At 66.0% G+C, this 17191-nt stretch carries 14 protein-coding genes; 3 read left to right on the forward strand and 11 right to left on the reverse strand.

Going from position 1 to position 17191, the window contains the following annotated elements; genetic code table 11:
- Positions 1-6: 6 nt before the first annotated feature.
- From E0H92_RS18555 to E0H92_RS18600, 9 genes are all read right to left on the reverse strand, one after another.
- A complete protein-coding gene (locus E0H92_RS18555) occupies positions 7-1344 on the reverse strand; it encodes a M4 family metallopeptidase (RefSeq protein ID WP_202873681.1) in 1338 nt (445 codons plus the stop codon).
- Between the two features lie 1983 nt (positions 1345-3327).
- Entirely contained in the window at positions 3328-4386 is a 1059-nt protein-coding gene (locus tag E0H92_RS18565) for a M48 family metalloprotease (RefSeq protein WP_131497064.1), read from the reverse strand.
- Between the two features lie 21 nt (positions 4387-4407).
- Complete coding sequence (locus tag E0H92_RS18570; RefSeq protein WP_131497065.1) at positions 4408-5553, reverse strand: VldE C-terminal domain-containing protein; 1146 nt, start codon at positions 5551-5553, stop codon at positions 4408-4410.
- A gap of 22 nt (positions 5554-5575) precedes the next feature.
- Positions 5576-5956: a hypothetical protein gene (locus E0H92_RS18575; protein ID WP_131497066.1), complete on the reverse strand. Its 381-nt coding sequence runs from the start codon at positions 5954-5956 to the stop codon at positions 5576-5578.
- 499 nt (positions 5957-6455) lie between these two features.
- Positions 6456-8492, reverse strand: coding sequence for a hypothetical protein (locus E0H92_RS18580; protein WP_131497067.1), 2037 nt, complete (start codon positions 8490-8492; stop codon positions 6456-6458).
- Positions 8489-11695 carry an ATP-binding protein gene (locus tag E0H92_RS18585; RefSeq protein ID WP_131497068.1) on the reverse strand — a complete coding sequence of 1069 codons (3207 nt, stop codon included), beginning with the start codon at positions 11693-11695 and terminating at the stop codon, positions 8489-8491. The genes E0H92_RS18580 and E0H92_RS18585 overlap by 4 nt, the downstream gene beginning before the upstream one ends.
- Positions 11692-12255 carry a hypothetical protein gene (locus tag E0H92_RS18590; protein WP_131497069.1) on the reverse strand — a complete coding sequence of 188 codons (564 nt, stop codon included), beginning with the start codon at positions 12253-12255 and terminating at the stop codon, positions 11692-11694. Before E0H92_RS18590 ends, E0H92_RS18585 begins: the two co-directional genes overlap by 4 nt.
- Positions 12255-12542 carry a hypothetical protein gene (locus E0H92_RS18595; RefSeq protein ID WP_130380595.1) on the reverse strand — a complete coding sequence of 96 codons (288 nt, stop codon included), beginning with the start codon at positions 12540-12542 and terminating at the stop codon, positions 12255-12257. The genes E0H92_RS18590 and E0H92_RS18595 overlap by 1 nt, the downstream gene beginning before the upstream one ends.
- Before the next feature lie 49 nt (positions 12543-12591).
- Positions 12592-13719, reverse strand: coding sequence for a conjugal transfer protein (locus E0H92_RS18600; protein WP_165549827.1), 1128 nt, complete (start codon positions 13717-13719; stop codon positions 12592-12594).
- A gap of 588 nt (positions 13720-14307) precedes the next feature.
- On the opposite strand from E0H92_RS18600, the gene E0H92_RS18605 reads away from it, so the two are divergent.
- Both E0H92_RS18605 and trxA read left to right on the forward strand, forming a co-directional pair.
- Positions 14308-15183 (forward strand): aldo/keto reductase, encoded by an 876-nt coding sequence (locus tag E0H92_RS18605; protein WP_131462399.1) that lies wholly within the window; start codon positions 14308-14310, stop codon positions 15181-15183.
- Positions 15184-15344: 161 nt separating this feature from the next.
- Positions 15345-15734 (forward strand): thioredoxin, encoded by a 390-nt coding sequence (gene trxA / locus E0H92_RS18610; RefSeq protein ID WP_131462398.1) that lies wholly within the window; start codon positions 15345-15347, stop codon positions 15732-15734.
- Between the two features lie 48 nt (positions 15735-15782).
- Here trxA and E0H92_RS18615 read toward each other — a convergent pair whose 3' ends face one another.
- Entirely contained in the window at positions 15783-16217 is a 435-nt protein-coding gene (locus E0H92_RS18615) for a GNAT family N-acetyltransferase (protein WP_165549828.1), read from the reverse strand.
- 76 nt (positions 16218-16293) lie between these two features.
- On the opposite strand from E0H92_RS18615, the gene E0H92_RS18620 reads away from it, so the two are divergent.
- Positions 16294-16776 carry a hypothetical protein gene (locus tag E0H92_RS18620; protein ID WP_131497072.1) on the forward strand — a complete coding sequence of 161 codons (483 nt, stop codon included), beginning with the start codon at positions 16294-16296 and terminating at the stop codon, positions 16774-16776.
- Here the strand turns inward: E0H92_RS18620 and E0H92_RS18625 are convergent.
- On the reverse strand, positions 16757-17158 hold the full coding sequence (locus E0H92_RS18625) for a VOC family protein (RefSeq protein WP_131497073.1): 402 nt from the start codon (positions 17156-17158) through the stop codon (positions 16757-16759). The two genes, E0H92_RS18620 and E0H92_RS18625, sit on opposite strands and share 20 nt — an antisense overlap.
- Positions 17159-17191 lie beyond the last annotated feature (33 nt).

The following is a 17191-nucleotide window of genomic DNA, read 5'->3' on the forward strand; positions in this document are numbered from 1 at the left end:
CGGTTGTTACGGGAGGATCTTGCGGTCCTGGAAGGCCTTCGTGACCGTCGCGGCGGCCGGCTTTCCGTAGAGCAGGCGGGCAGCCTGGACGGTGTCCTGGGCCGCGTCGGCGAACGACGTGTCCGGGTCGTAGAAGAACGTCGACTCGAGGATCAGCTTGTTGGCCTTCGTCCGGCCGAGCGCCTGGTGGATGTCCCACAGCGCGTTCGACCAGATCTCGCCGTCGTCGTGCACCTCACCGGTCTTGTCGTCGGTGGTCTTGCCGGTGTCCGTCCGGCGCAGGCAGTGCGGCTCGTCGGTCGTGTACGACGTCGCGTCCCAGTCCATCACGCACGGCAGCTCGAAGCCCTTGCTCACCGGCACCGACATCGTCACGGCCCAGTAGTCGCCGAAGCCCTCGCCGATCGCGCCGGCCTCCTCCGACTCGCCGAAGTTCGGCACCACGTCGTCCTGGATCGCGTGACCGTACTCGTGCCAGATCACCTCGGCGTCCTCGGCGTCGTCGACCCCGCCCTCGCCGACCGTGATCATGTCCGTCGACGGGTCGTAGAACGAGTTGTCCCCGGAGAACGTGTCGACCGAGAAGTCCTGCGACTCGTTGTTGACCGCGGTGAACCCGAGCTGGTGGATGTACTCCTGCGTCTGGTTGATGTGGTAATACACCATCACCTGCTCGAACTTGTCGTTCTGGCGCTGGTAGACGAACGTGTTCGTCTTGCTCTGGGCCAGCCCGCCCTTGGCCTCGGCGATGTTCACGTACGTGCCGTTGAGCTTGCCGGAGCCGTCCAGGTTGCGCAGGATCACGTTCTTCTGCGCCAGGAACAACGCGTCCTGGTTCTTGTCGTTCTGGTCGGTCAGCTTCTCGTTCTGCTCACTGACCACCGGGTTCGGGTCGAACACCGAACCGCGGCCGTCGACGTTGTCGCTGATCACCTTCGACTCGACGACCGAGCCGGTGTCCGCGTCGACGAGCGAACGGCTGACACCCTCGGCCGAGCGGCTGGTGACGTTCCAGACCAGACGCGCGTTCGGCCCGCCGATCACCGCGAGCTGCGCGGCACCACTGGTCGCACCCGGCTGCTTGAGAACATCCTTCTCCGGCCCAGCGATCCGCGCCCGATTCGCCCGAGCGATGACCGCAGCATTGGCCTTCTGCGTCGCGGAGGCCGCGGCCAGTTGTGCACTGACATCCAGGTCCGCCGGCACAGCATCCCGCCCGTCGGCGATCTGCACCGCGCCATCCTTGGCCACATGCTTGGCGTAGTACCCGCCGACCACCGGCAGCCCCTTGAAGGTCTGCTGGTACCAATAGTGCTTCCCAAGCAACGAAGTCTTGGTCTTCACCAACCTCAGCCCGTTCGGATCGCCCGCCACCGCTCCCGGCGCAGCCCCCGCAGCACTACCAAACGACAACCCGAGCGAAACAGTGGCCAACCCAGCAACAACAGCCACAACCGCCTGACGGCGTCTCCTCATCCGTTCCCTCCCACATCCAGGTTGCGTAACGCAACCACTACAGTCCGTCAAACCCTAGTTCCGCCCACCACCCACTGTGAAGCAACCAGTAACCAAACCCCACCAAACAAGGGAAAACCCTCCACCACCCCGCTCGTCCCGCCGGCGGGTGCCCGTAGCACCCGTCGCACGCGTGCGCACGCGGCTCGTGGTGCTGAGGCTGATGGATGTGGTGGTAGGTGCCGAGAGTTCTCAGCCGCCGTCGAGGACTAGGGTGACGCTGTCGAGCACCGCGAAGCCGACCATGGCATCGATGGTGCGCATTGCGGCCTCCTCGTGATCCCGCGCCCAGGAGTCGACCGGACCAAACGCGCAACAACTGCCGCAAGGCCTGCGGCCACGAGCGACAAGGTTTCGGTCACAAACTGCGCGGTCCATCAACGATGACCAGCTACACCGTCCGGTATCGTCCAGTCGTCGGCGGAGGTGCGCTAACACCGTTGATGCCGATGAGACCGCGGCGCATCAAATCGGATCCAGCTCCGTGCGCCGCGGTCTGCTTCTACCCTCGTAGGTTGACCACACAGGGCCGACGCGAACACCGTTCGAGCGAGCAAGCGAGACCAACGCATGCCCAGCCGGCACCCCGGTGATGATGTCGGAAACAGTCCAGCGCGCCCGCTCAACGCGACGCGCACTGTAGACAGCGGTTTGACTCTCGGTCCGACCCGCCCCTGGCACGAGCCGTTGCTCCCGTCGATCCCGGGCCGCCTCGATGGTCCGATGTTCCATTCGTCGCGAGCGGACCACTCGGTCGACCTCACCGGCAAGCGGGTACCTAGGCGGCCTCCTACATTCCGTCAATCCCCCAGCCGTAGCGGCCGCCGTCCTACGCACCTGCTGCATCCGCCAACCAGAACTAACAGTCCCTCTGGCTAGCCCTCCTAACCGCCCCAATCTGCCCACTCCCCCACGTACCGCCGAGTCCCTGACCACTCAACGGCACCGCCCGGACGAGATCGAACACCTCGCCGGCAGACAGCATTTAGCCCTCACAAGCAACGAACGCCGGCCTCCGAGCCCACCTCAAGACTTCGCTCGCCCCTCACCGGAAACGGCCAAGCCACCCACAACCTGCCCGTCCCACACGACGACCAGCCACACGCCCGGTATTCTTCAGCCGTCGGCGGAGGTGCGCTAACACCGTCGATGCCGACTAGACCGCGGCGCACCATTGGATCCAGCTACGTGCGCCGCTGTCTCCTGTAACCAGGTCGCGGCACACAACACCCGACGACCTCCGAATCAGGCGTGCGTCCGCTGCGCTTTACGCCGCGCGCCCCGCCCCCACCGTATCCTCCAGGTATCATCGCAATCGTCGACAGAGGTGCGGCAAACACCGAAGACGTCGATGAGACCGCGGCGCATTCAATGGATCCAGCTCCGTGCGCCGCGGTCCCCGGAGCGCAGAAAGCCGCATAGAACGGTCAGCAGGACAACCCTGATCAGTCAGAGCGGCTCCCCTGGAGTTCGATCTCGCCAGGGGACTGCGCCGGACGAGGCAACTGTTGAGTCCTCGGGCATTCGCGTCACAGTCAACCCCCACCCGTAGTAGCCGCCGTCCTACGAACCAAAGCCAGACGTCTAGCAGACGACACCCGAGCCCTCACTCCCAAGCCAGAGCCAGAGCCAGAGCCGCCCACACAAACGCATCACCATCTTCACCCGCAACCACACCAAGAAGTTCGGAACAAAGCTGTCCGCTTCTCTACCAACCGCGAGATTCGCCAACTGGAGGGATCCCGCCGCGACGAGGCTGAGGCGCGAATGCTCAACCGCCAGCGGCTCCTCGTGGTGACGCTGGGCCGCGGCTCATCGGCGCTGCAGGTATACCTCGAGCGCGCTGATACGTTCTGCCACCGACGGCTGGCCGGAGAGCCAGTCAGGCTGCGCGAAGCCTCCGCGACGTTCTCCACCTTCATGCTGGGCTTGCCATCCGTAGAGGACCTCAAGGAACTTGCGGCCGTAGCCGAGATCGCCTGTTGTGTGATCGGCCATCCGTTCCGCGAACTTGTTCGCACCGATGAACAACAACGGCGAGAACAGCGGTGCCAGAAACGCCAAGGGCACGGCGAGGCTGTCGTAGAAGATCAGCGCGCCGAGGATCAGACCCAGATAGGCGACAAGGAGGAACCCAATGATCGTGCATCCGACCGCGGGAATCGTCCTGCTCAGTTTGAGTAGTTGCCAGATCACGAAGCCGACGATCCGAGCTGGAACCGAATACCAGTGCAGTATGCGGCTGACCCACAGGTGTCCGTGACGACGTACGGACAAGTTATGAGCGAGCGCCGCCTCCAAGTGGCTCGGAGGCAAGGTGTAGAGCGCCCAACTCGTCACCGAGAGCGTGTTGCCGCCAGTCGCCGAACCTGTTGGGGTCTCGGCTCTCTCGATCCAGATCGTGAACCTGCTCGGGTCGACTCCAGACCTTTTTGCGATCGCAAACCAGATGGGAGCAAGGCGCTGGTTCTCCACCATCGTCGGCCGACGTAGTCCGAGCAGGAAGCGTGCGATCAGACCGTCCGAGCCCGGCCAGAACACGATGAGTCCAGTGACGAGCCATGCACCGACCACGACGATCGGGTTCCAGTCGAATGTTCCCGACAGCCAATAGATGATCACGAAGCTCACAGCACCCCAGAGCAGCATGGCAACGAACTCAGCAGCGACCATGCCGCTTCCACCCGGCGCACCTGGTGGTTCGTGGGCGGCAGGTCCGCCGATTGCGCGCTGCTCGTGCCCCTGCGGGCCGTTGACCGGACGCTGCGGCACAGCGTTGTCCTCGCCCGGTGTCCTCGATGCCGAGTCGCGAAAACCTTGCTCTCGCGAGCCATCATCAGGACGACCGTCCGGGTTCTGCGAGTTGTTCATGTACCGCCTCAGCAGTTGGGATCAGTAGAGGGACACGTGAACGTGATCGTAGTGGCCACCAGTCGCGTCACTCGGATCGTAGACGCCGCCGCCGTTGTACGGCTTCCATTGCCCGGTGCGCGCACTCCAGATCTTCCCGTACCAGATGACGTAGTGCAGTCCAGTCGTTCCCGCCGTCTGAATCGCCCAGTTCGCAATGCGATCCCCCTTCGCCCTCGCCGGCGCGGATCTCCGCGAGTCTCCACCGACGAAGACGTCACACGCTTTCCCCTTCGGATGGTCACTTGTCGGATTCCAGAGATGCGCGTCCCAGCAACTCATTGGCGGATTGGCGAGCGCAGCACGAGCCTGTGCGACCCACGCGGCCGTGCGTTGGGTGACGAGCCCACCTGTCCCCGTCGGATCCGTGACGCTTGCAGTCTGTGGGGGCCACACGCCGTTGATAGGACGGCCTTCGATCAGCCCGCCTCCGCCGCCACAATTGTTGTCGACATCCGTCGGTTGTGACGGGCCGACGATGGGTTTCGGACCAGAGCGACCCGCATAAGGATCGCCGGTCCGCTCAAGGTCGATGCCTGCCTCTGACGCGATCTGCCGCGCCGTGCGTTCATGTCGCGCGTAGGCATCCGGGAACGCCGAGACCTGCACTGCCTGGGCGGCCTCGGTGAATGACATAGATGGCCAGTCGTCGATGTCGACAAGACCGGGCGGGCTTGGCGGATTCGCACCGCCGAAGAACGCCTCGGCCGCGTAGGTCGGATCCAGAATCTGCTGGACCGTTCCCCAGCCTGCGGAAGGACGCTGCTGAAACAGTCCTACCGAGTCACGGTCGCCGTAGTCGATATTCTCAAGTCCCGATTCCTGCAGCGCGGTCATCAGGGCAACGAGAGTCGCCCGCCCCGGGAGGCCGCGCGCCACTGCGACGCCGTCGATGATCTTGGCGAAAGCAACCTGTCTCGCGCGCACCGGCGCATCTGCAGGCGGATCGTCGACCCGGGCATCACCGGATCCCGGCGGGCAACTCGCCAGGAACTGGTCGCCGCCGGCACCGAAGGGGACAATCAGTACAAAGCTCATCAACCCGACAACGGCCATTGCCCCGAGCGCCTTCAGGCCGAGGAGCTTGCCCGCGCTCGAGCCGAAGACACCTCCCGCGCCGCGGTCCATGAACATCACTGTCCCCGTTCGCTCATGGACCGGTTCCGCCGTTCAAGTCGCTGATCACCCAACTGGTTCCCTCGGGCACGAGAGTGATCAGGAGCGGCAGCACCATCCGGTTGGGTCGCTTGCCCGTGACATCGATCGTGACGGAGACCAAACGGCTGATCCGCGTCGGCGTGTCAACCGGTGCTGAATCCGGCTTTGGCATCTCGACCTTTACGCCGGCCACAGTGGACTTCCCACCGTCGGACTTGAGTGCGTCGTAGGTTGAATCGCCTTCAGCCTGCAAGCTCTCTCCGAGTTCGGCCGTGACATAGGCAGCTGTCTTGTCGATGAGATTCGCATATGTCTCACTGGACGGATCTCGCGTGTAGAACACGCGAGCCCAAGCGTTGAGGGTAGTAGTCACGGCCGTCGTTGCAGCCGCCGATGGGCGCTCGGTCAGGATCGGCGGAGTGGAGTTCTGCAGCGTCGCTGGGCTTGAGGGAGTCGTCGTCGACTGTGGTGCGCTGGGAGACTGAGCTTCGTCAGGCGGTCGCGAAGGAGTCAGCACTCCGACATCTCCACGGGTAGGAGGTTCATCTCCTCGCAGCAGACGCGGTAACCCGCCGCCTAGACCGAGAACGACAATCGCGAGGATCACGACGGCCACAACGACCGTCACCGGGCTCGTAGGCTCCGCTTGTCGCTGCTGACGGAGCCAAGCCACACGTTGTGCATGATCGTCACGGCGCCAGGTGCGCTTCGCCCTACGACGCTCTCTCCGGCTGAGCTCGTCGATCTCATCGGGATAGTCGTACCCCGTCCGAACCATGTCACGCCAGTTCGCCGGCTCGTCTGGTCGGCTCCTGCCGGAATCGTCATCGCGATCACGCCGCGAAGAGTCGCCGCCGCTCTTCATCCTCTGGTCACCTGCGGCTTGGCACCATGACCGTCACGCCGTCCTTCGTGACGCTCGAGTATTCGCGGAACCGACGGCTCGAACTCGACGGTGGCTTACGTCGATCGCGAACCGCCTTGGGGGGTCCGTCGCGCAGGCTCGCCGAATGTGTATGAACTCTCGGCTCAAATCTGCTGTGCGACGCGGGACGGCTGTCGGTTCTGGTCGACTTCGCATGCCTGGCCTGCCTGGCTTCGGCATTCGAAGGTCCGCCGCCGGCCGTACCCGGCTGAGATCCACTCTTCGCAGTACCCGATCGAACCGACGGTGAGGCCGGCAATCCAACTGTGATCGCTCGGCGCCGACCCGAGGGCGTTGTTGAGCCACCCGATGTCCCAGCAACGGTTGTCGCAGATGCAGCGCCAGTGGATGTCTGTGCATCCTTGAGACGCGAGAGCTTCGACTCCTGATTCGCGCCAGAGCCCGAACGCGTCGAGGTTGTCCCCGCCGGCTCGATAGATCGACGTTCAGGAGAACTCATCGCATGAGCCGGGGCCTGTCGTGCCGCCAGCATGCGAGAGTTGGTACCGAGCGCCGGTGCCTGTCGGAAGACCCGGGCGGACGAGGCTCGCTCGACTTGCGTCTCGTATGACCTTCTCGAGGTCTTCTCTCCGACGGCTGGGCTCGCAGCTCGGCTGCCGACCACGCCCATGAGACGCCGGACGGCCCCCATAGCTCCTCTGCGAGCAAGGCCGCCCATGACCAGGCTTCCCATACCTGGCCGCATCATCGAGCTCATGCTTTCGAAGAGCCGCCGAAGCCGGAAGCCTGCGATGAGAACGGCGATCGCAAGCCCACTCACAGGAAGCCACCCAAGCGTGTCGGTCAAGCTGAAGACCGCTGTGACCAGCGCCAAGGTGGTTGAGAACACCAGCAGGGCAAGGATCGACTGCAGAACCAAGCCGAGTAAGGCCTCGAACCAGTTCATCCCCCACTGCCTGGTCCGGCCAGGAACAGCCCATAGGCAGGTGAAGAGGACACCGACCACCAGCAAGATCATGCAGCCGATGAATGCCATCAAGGCCGTGAACGCAAGTGACACCGTCAAGAACGCGAACAAGGTCGCAGCTATCGCACCAAGAGTCAGCACGCCTACTCGGCCGAACGGATTGTCACCCTTCGCCCATTTCACTGTTGGAGCGTCGCCGCCGCCTTCGGCCTTGCTGATCTCCTTGTCGATGTAGCTCTTGCGGGCATCGCCGTCAGTGCCCTTGTCGAGGATGGCCTTGCCGTAGCGCTGACAAGCCTGAAGAGAACCGAACTCCGCAACGCACCATGGCGTCGCCGCGAAAGCTCGCCAGGTCGCGTCACCGGACTTCCGCAGCAACGTGTCACGCTTGGAGCCGGCAAAACTAGGTTCGTCCCATGCGATCGGAACCTTTGTCGTCGATCCGAGTACCTCAGTGGACGTTCCGACAACCGCGTCGGATCCAATCTGCCGTGCGCCATCCACGCCGTGCAACCAGGTCGCCGGCGCGACAGCGAAGCTCGTGGCCAACAGTCCGGCGGCGAAGACCCACACCAACTGGCTCATCGAACTTCCACTGGCGCGTCGCTGCGCGTACGCCGCAATCGCGCCGAACGCCAACGCGGACGGCAGCAACCATCCGGCAAGTTGGGTGTTCACCAGGCCGATCGCCGACGAAGCCGTGTCGGTCAGCGGCTTCAGGTCGGTGAAGGAGAACAGCCACCAGCCCACCGAGATCGCTGCGCGGGTGATTGCGACGATGTACAGCATCACCATGTGCGCGTAGCCGTTGAACACTGCCTCCATCGGATCGCGGAAGCTCGTCTCGAAGTCGAGCCCGTAGACCGTCGGGCTGTACTGCTCGAAGAGCGTTCGCGAATCACCGTGCGTCAGGTCAGGCGTAGGGAGCAGATCACCGAAGCCGGTCGGGTTGGTGGGGCCCTGGTTGGGGTCGGCGGCTAGGGCTAGTTGGGAGGTGAGGATCAGGGAGATGGAGAGGACGGTGGCCGCGGTTCGGAGGCGGCGGCGCCACCTCATGCGACGTGCTCTTTGTTGGTGGGTGGGCGGTCAGGGTCCGGGGACTCGTCGTCGCCGTACGCGGGGTACATCGCCTCGTTGTAGGCGGCCTCGTCTGCCTCCTGGTCGTAGACCTCGTCTGGGCCTATCGGAGACTCGTAGCGTAGGGGGTGACTGTGGTCTTCGGAGGGGTCTTGGCCGTTGGGGATCGGTGGGTGGCCGTTTTGCTGGGCCACGGGTGGGGGTGTCGGTTGGGACGGTTGAGAGGGCGCGTGTTGCGGCGTCGCCTCTTGGGTCGCGGAGGGCTGGACCGCGGGGTCCGGTGTGCCTGCTCGCTCTGCGGTGGCTGAATAGCCAGGCGCCAGTTGTGTGGCTGACGAGCTAGGCGCCGGTTGTGTGGCTGGAGCGGGCTCGCGGTCTGCGTGGGGGGAGGGTTCTGCGGTGCTAGCGGGCTCGGGCGTTTGGGCGATCCCCGCGGTCTGGGGGGACGGCGCCTGCGGTGCGGAGCTCGCGTTCGCTGTGTAGGTCGGGGCCGGCGCAGGTGGTGTGGGGCGCGGGTGGTTGACCTGGGGCGCCGGGGCAGGCGGTGCCGCTGGGGTTCCCTCGGCGATGCCGTTCGAGGCCGACGGCGTGACCGGCGCGTCTTGCGGCGACGTCGGGCGGTCCTGGAGCCGGGCTGATGAAGCCGGCTCGAGGAGCTCTTCGTCGTCGTCCGCGAAGGGGTCGTCGGGTTCGTACGCAGGAATCGCGGGAGCCGTGGCGGTCGTGTGCTCGGATTCGGGGGTGGTGCGGAGGAGGGCTGCTACCTGTTGGCTGGGGATGTCTATTTGGACTGTGGCTACTTCGTCCCAGCGGTCTCGCATGATGCAGTGGCCGTGGCGGATGGATTTGCCGTTGGCGGCGGTGTTGATGCCTCGGACGAGGGTTTGGTACGGGGCGGTTTGGGGGCGGCCGAGGAGTTCCAGGAGCGAGTCGACCTGTTCGCGGGAGCGGAGGCTGAAGGCGAACAGGGTGGTGATCTGTTCGACCAGGCCGGGGAGTTTCAGGATCGAAGCGGGGTCCTGGGTGTCGAGGACCAGGGAGGCGCCGAGGGCGCGGCCGACACGGGCGATGTAGTCGAGGAAGGACGCGCCGTCGGGGGTCTTCGTCAGGAGGTGGACCTCGGGGACGATGACGACCTTGGAGCGGCCGCGGAACTCGCGGCGGCCCGTCGTACGGACCATCCAGGCCAGGCAGCCGCGGAGGCAGGCCATGCCGACGCGTTCGATCGGGGACCAGGACTCGGGAGCCGACTCGGGGGACGGCAGCGTGAGGCCTGGCATCTGGACGACCCAGAGACCCGGGTTCGTCGTCAACGAAGACAGCCCGGACGGCGGGCCGGCGACGACGGAGCCAAGACCTGTCTCGACCAGGTCGCGTAGTGCGAAGCCGACGGTCCGCACTGTCTCCGACTCGGACGCGCAGAGCCGCTGGATGACACCCCACGACGACGGATCGGGTGACTGGATCTCCGCACGGGTGGCGGCCATGACAGGGGCTTCGGCCGCACCACGCAGATGAGGTGGCAGCAACAGCATCAACTGCGACGGGGCCTGCAGTAGCGCGTCGTCGACAGGCAGCACTCGCAGGAGGTCTGCAGCGCCGGAGAACTGCGCCGTGATCTCAATGACAGCAGTGGGTACGCCGTACTCGGCGGCGACTGCGGACACGCCGGCCGCGTCGCCCTTCAGGTCCAGCAGCGGCACCCACGCACCGGCGAACGCGGAGTCAAGACCGCCCAGCATCGCGGCAGTCGTCTTCCCTCGACCGGACCGGCCGAGGAACAGCGTCGTGGTCGCGTCACCCAGCGCAGAACCAGCTGCGGCGTCGAAACGCACCAGACCGGGTGTGGAGCCCGTCAGGTACCCAATCGCTGGACCAGTGGCGTCACCGATCGACGCACCGCCCCAGAACCAGGACCCGAAGAACGCGGTCGACTCACGCACGTGTCCGAGGTCCGGCACGCGCAGCTGGTCGCCCGGCAAGGACTCCAGCCACAGGTCGCGCTGCTCGTCCGCACCGGCGGCCACGGTGATGCCCCGGTCGGCGTAGTGCGCGATGACCGCGTCGACGTACGCCTCGAGGTCCTCACGCGTGTCCGCGCTGACCAGCAACCGAGGGTGGTCCTCGACCAGTGTCAGACCGCTCCGGTTGATGTCGCGCTTGACCTCACGCATGACGCGCTCGGTCTCGACGATCTCATCGGCGGTCTCCTCCGCGGTGCCCTTCGCGGCCGAGCGGCGCTGTTCCTTCGCGCTCTTCCGGGTCTCGTCGACCAGGTGGCGCGCGGTCTTCTTCGTCAGGACGCGGAACCGGACCGAGGCCTCGACGGTGACGTCGATCTCCTCACCGTCGTCGTCGATCGCCTTGATCTCCGACAGGGTCCGCAGCCACTCCCCCGCGCCCGGTGTCTCGAGCTCTTCGGGGAAGTCCGTCATCGCGAGGACAGTCGTGTACGCCGCGATCTGGCCGCGGGTGTCGTAAATCCGCAGATGGTCGGTGTACGGAACCACTCGCCCGGACGTCAGCCGGGCCAGCGAAGCACCAGTGATCAGACCACGTCGCGGCGCCGCGACCGCACCGCGATGCATCTCCCGACTGATCAACCAGGAGATGACCTCTGCCGGCGCGGTGTGCGCCCGCCAGACGGTCGAGCCGAGCTGACGAGCGAGCTTGCGCACCCGCTCGTCCAGATGCGCCAGTTCACGCGCGCTGACCCGCCACGACGTCGTACCGAGGGCGTCGCTGATCGAACCACGGACCTGCGCGGTCGCCCGCGGGTCGCGGTCGGACAGGTGTACGCCGAGTGCGACGTACCGCTCTGGCATCCGCATCTCGTCGATCCGGTCGGCGCGGGTCTGCGCCCACGCGTCGTGGTCGCCGAGCCGGTAGTGGCCGGCCACCGAGTCGATGTAGTCCTGACCCGTCGAGCGGCCCCACACCACCTTGAGGTGGCTGAGCCGGTCACCGAGGATCGTCGCGGCCGCGCTGACCGCGGCATCCAGGGCCGCGTCCTGCTCGGCCTCCGTGGCAAGGTCGGTGTTCGCGACCGAGATCAGGAACCACGCCTCGGCGCTGCGCTCGGTCACCAGCAGACCGTCGGCGATAGCCACAAGACGAGGTGGCGGCAGGCCGCGCTCGCGGCCGACCCCCACCAGGTTCAGGAGCTTGTCAGCGATCTTCATTCGCGGCCCTTCCCTGACGACGTCCTGCGACTCACCCGTTGTACGTGATCCGATCCCAGCAGCCGGGCCCGCTGGTTGACGGTGATGTCCGCACCCGCGCGAACCATCGGGTCGAGCTCCACCACGACCTCACGTTCCCACTCCGGCGTGACCCGGGCCTTGGCCAGATCGGCCACCTTCCGGGTCGAGATCCGCTCCCGCCACGGCAGGTACTCCGTCTTGTCGGCGGCGCGCGCACCGAGGCCGATGATCGGGCGGTGCGCCCGCAACGCGTACCGGACCGAGAGCGCCCATTCGGTCACCCGGCGGCGGCGCTCGTGGAACTTGCCGGGGCGCCAGCCGAACGCGGTGATCACGAACGGCGGCACGATGTACAGACTGACGGTGGGTTTCTTCGGTACGCCGATGAACGGGAACAGCAACGCCACCCAGAGCACGATGATCACCGCTCCGAAGATGATCATCCGGCGCCGGGCGCCTTCTCCGAGGTCGATCCCGAGCAGGTCGTACTGCCGGGTCTCGATCTCGAAGTGGTGGGTCAGGGTGCGGCCGACTCGCATCAATTACCTCCGGACAGCAATCCCCAGAAGCCCTTGAGCACATTGATGGTCTGGTTGTTGGCGTAGATCAGACCGCCGACCAGGACCCCGGCCGCGATGTGGCCGAACAGCTCGCCCCACTCGCGCTTGAAGTAGTGGCCGATGGCACGCAGTACGAGGATGGCGATGAAGATGTTCCCCGCGATGACCAGGACCCAGTCCTTGAAGTCCGCGCCCGTCGGCACATTGGGGTCGGCCATGGGCACGGCAAGCTGAAGCACGCTCGCAGCCAGTTCGTGAGTCGTCATTGCGGTGTCTCCCTTGTTGCCTCGGTCATCCGATGGCCAGTAGCTGGATTCATCCGACGGCAGCCACTTGCCATCGCTGTGCTCCGTCCGTGGCGACAGTACGCCTCAGCGTGAGCGTGTAGGTCTGGTCCAGCGTGGTGTCACCCGCGCCGTTCCAGGTGACGGCCGCGGTCGCCCGCCGCTCGTCGTCGTTGCCGGTGTAGACCTGCCAGTCCTTGAGTTCACCGAACTTCACCGCCCCGTTCAGGCTGCGGATGGTGGAGCCGGGAGCGGTCACCGCGGACACCTTGTTGTCGGACTCGGCGTACGCGGAGAAGAACGCCTCCGCGTCCTTCTCGGTGGCGGTGGTCAGCTCGTCGTCGGGCGTGCCGGCGTCCGGCATGTTGCTCGGCAGCGCCGCCCGCAGGTCCGGTACGAACGTCGGCGGCCCGCTGACCACCACCCGCGACGCGGTCCGCGCGACCGGGACCGAGATGCGCTCCCAGGTGATCGGGCCGGCGGCCCAACTCTTACCAGCCTTGGTGAACGTATAGACGCGGACCCGGACGTCCACCACGGCCGTGATGCCGTTGGAGTCGGCCTTGACCTCTCCCGGGTAGGCGACGTCGGCGGTCTGCTTGCCGCGACCGTTCCAGCCCGCGCGGCTGTCCAGGCCGGAGGCGAGGTCCAGTCCGATCTGCGCCGGGCGGGCGTCGGGGTTGCTTTCGTCCCAGGTCAGGTACGACACGGCGTACCGCGTCGCGACCGCGCTGGCCTCCGCGGACGGGAAGCTGCTCTGTCCGCTGACGACCGTCTCTGGTGTCTTGTTCGGTGCGATCCAGGAGCGGATACCGCTGATGGCAGCCAGCAGCAGTACGACGACCACGAGGCCGCGGAAGAACCGCCGGGCCCACGTAGAGAAAGAGGACTCCGGTTCGGTCGACCACGGTGTCTGCCCAGGCTCCAGTACCTCGCGGACCGGGCCTGGTGCCGCGTGGGCGCCGTGCGGCGAACGCTGTTTCAAACGTTCGGGAGTACGGCCGCGCTGCTCCTGCGGCGCTTCCTCCGGAGGACGCCCGCCGGGACGACGGGGTGGCGCCATCACGCCACCGGGCGGCGCCTGGTTCTGCGGCGGCTGGCCCTGCGGAGCGGAGTACTGCGCTGCTACACCCTGCGCCTGGCGAGGGGTAGGTGACACCGGCCCGCCGGGGTGGGACCACCACTCCGGCGCGGTACTTTGCGGGCGACCCTTGCCCGGCCTCTTGGTTCGGCGCTGGTCCGACCAATGCTCACCTTTTGGCGGCAGATTCAGCACCGTACGCCACCAACTCATCCCTACCCGCCCCTCAGACAGCAGTTACGCGGACAGTAGCCGGGAGAATACGGCAAGCGACCGCACTCCGGGAGACCTGAGCCCAGGATCCGGATGGTCCATCGCTCCCCGCTGCCATACTGTTACCCCACTCGCGGGCAGTGTCACCCTCACCGTCACTGTTACCGGCCAAGCGTGACACCTTCGGTACCGTCGTCATAGCTCCTCTCTCATGCCCGCTCGGGTCGGGCGGGCAGCGCACACCATGCCACACGCCGCGGACAGGTTCGAAAATCCGTGCGAACAACATGGTAAAAGAACGCACCAACGATCACTCATAGTAACCGATCGTGCGGTCCGCCTGTGGAAAACTCTCCCGTGGCGAGGGGTCAAAATCGGCTGTGGACAACCGCTTGCCGACAGCGGTTCCGGGCATAAGGTCGGAGTGACCCCTGCTACCCCTGGAGGACCAGGATGGAAACTCGCCGACTGGGCAGACTCGGCCACCAGAGCTCGGTGCTGATCTACGGCGCCGCCTCGCTCGGGGGCGTCGACCAGGACCGCGCCGACGCGTCGATCCAGGAAGCCCTCGACGCCGGCCTCAACCACTTCGACGTGGCCGCCGACTACGGCGACGCCGAGCTCCGCCTCGGACCGCGGATGCCGGAGATCCGGGACCGGATCTTCCTGGCCACCAAGACCGGCCGCCGGACGTTCGAGGAGGCCTGGAGCGAGATCAACCGGTCGCTGGAGCGGTTGCAGACCGACTACGTCGACCTGATCCAGATGCACGCCGTGTGCGACCTGGAGAACCTCGATCTCGTGACTGGCAAGGGCGGTTCGCTGGAGGCCGCGATCCGGGCCAAGGACGAAGGCATGGTCCGCGCGATCGGTATCACCGGTCACACCGCGCAGGCGCCGTCGGTGCACACCGAAGGGCTGCGACGGTTCGACTTCGACAGCGTGCTGACGCCCCTGAACTACAAACTGTCCACGGACCCGCAGTACGCCGACGACTACGCGGCCCTCGTCGAGGCGGTACAGGCGTCGGACGCCGCGCTGATGACGATCAAGATGATCGCCCGGCGGAACTGGGCCGAAGGCGAGCAGAAGTCGTACGACACCTGGTACCGGCCGTTCGACGAGCAGCGCTACATCACCGCCGCGACCGCCTGGCTGCTGAACGGGCATCCCGAGATCACCGGTCTCGCTACCGCGGGTGAGACCCGGCTGCTGCAGCAGATGGTCATCGCGGAGCGCGAGCGGGCCGATCTCACGCCGGAGGCCGCGGCGTCGATCCTCGACGAGGTGCGGGACTACGCATCACCCTTCGTGGACATGCCCATCTGACAAACGGTTGACAACGTGGCTCAGGTCACAAACGAGACTCCGCATTCCGGTCAGGTCGTACGGCGTACGAGATCGGCCGGCGTACCTGCCGGGGGTGCGGGAACAACTCGGCCACCGGTCCGTGTTGACTACCACGTACTCATCTACTTTCGGAGGTCGTAGTGGCAACGGTCGAGCTGACCCAGGAGAACTTCAACGAGGTGGTCGGTAGCGACGGTCTCGTGCTGGTGGATTTCTGGGCCGAGTGGTGTGGCCCGTGCAAGATGTTCGGGCCGGTGTTCGAGAAGTCGTCCGAGACGCACGGTGACATCACCTTCGGCAAGGTCGACACCGAGGCGCAGGGCGAGCTCGCGCAGGCCTTCCAGATCCGGTCCATCCCGACCCTGATGGCGGTCCGCGACGGCGTCGTCCTGTACTCCCAGGCCGGTGCGCTGCCGGCCGCGAGCCTCGAGGACCTGATCGGCCAGCTGCGCGCGGTCGACATGGACGAGGTCAAGGCCCAGATCGCCGCCCACGAGGCCGAGCACGGCTCCGAGCCGCACACCCACTGATCCACCAACAAGTCCGGGGCTCCGAATCGGGGTCCCGGACTTGCTTGTTCACGGGCCGTCGGTCAGCCGGGGATCGGTCGTACGGCGCATGAGCCGCGAGGTCCCGACTTGTTCGGTGAAACCCCAGCGGCGGTAGAACGGGATCAGGCCGGGCTGACACACGAGTTCGATGCTCCGGACGTCGGCCAGTGCGGCGTGGTTGACGACGGCGTCCAGTAGTAGGGCGCCGATGCCGGAGCCGCGATGGGATTCGTCGACGATGACGTCCAGGACGAGGGCGACGTACGCGTAGTCGGTGAGCACTCGGGCGAAGCCGACCAGGCGGTCCGTCGAGTCGTGGGTGATGGCGACGACGATGTCCGAGTTGTCGAGCAGGCGGTGGACGTCCGCGGGCGTCCGGTCGGTCATCCACCACGCCGTACGCATGAGATCGGTCAGATCCTGGATGCGGTGCTGCGGAACCGTGAACTCGGTCGTGAGCATGGGACCCATCTTGGCGGCAGGTTGATGCCGTTCGGGGTGAGGTGGCCTGGGCGTCGTGACACTTGGTGGTGTGCGGATGGTTTCGGCGTTGGTCGGGTCGTTGGTGATGACTGCGTTGCTGCTCGGTGGGGCCGCGTTGGCGGTGGTCGGCGGGGCCCAACTGTGGATGCAGCACGGCGTGTATCAGGTCGGGTTCAAGACGTCGGGCGACGACTGCGGGATCGAAGACGTCGAGCTCGACGTACGGTCCGGAGAGCCGTTGGTCTGTACGTCGTTACCGATGCCGCCAAGCACCTACAAGGCGACGTTCGAGGGGTTCACGGACGAGCAGAACGAGAACGTGTTCGCACTGGCCACGCAGCTCGCGCAAGACGACGGGCTGTCGAAGGCCGACCAGCAGAAGATCCAGGACCTGGTCGACAGCTACGCCGCGAGCATGCCCGCGGAGCGGCGTCCGCAGCACAGGTTCTGGTGGGGTTCGAACAACCTGATCGCCGGTCTCGGCGCAGCGGGACTGGGGGCCCTGGTGTATGCCGGGTTCAGAAGTCGCGGGAGCTGAGGACGCAGAACTCGTTGCCTTCTGGGTCGGCGAGGACTGTCCAGCCGGGGCCCTCGGGTTGACCGACGTTGACGCGTTGGGCGCCGAGCGCTTCCAGGCGGGTGATTTCGGCGTCGCGGTCCTGGCTGGTGTGGGGCGCGAAGTCGAGGTGCAGGCGATTCTTCACGGTCTTGCCTTCGGGGACCGGGACGAACACCATGCCGGGCCCGATCCGCTCCCACGGAATGTCCTGGATGGTCTCCGGCTCGACCCAGCCGGGCACGTTCACGCATTCCTCGTCGGTCGCGATGATCGTCTTCCAGCCGAACGCCTCAGCCCACCAGGCCGCCTGCTTGCGTACGTCGTGGCAGTCGATCACGACGGTGTACCACCTGAGCACCATGCCAAGACCCTGACACAGCCCACCGACAGAAAA

The sequence above is a fragment of the Kribbella speibonae genome, assembly GCF_004331375.1.
Lineage (GTDB): Bacteria > Actinomycetota > Actinomycetes > Propionibacteriales > Kribbellaceae > Kribbella > Kribbella sindirgiensis.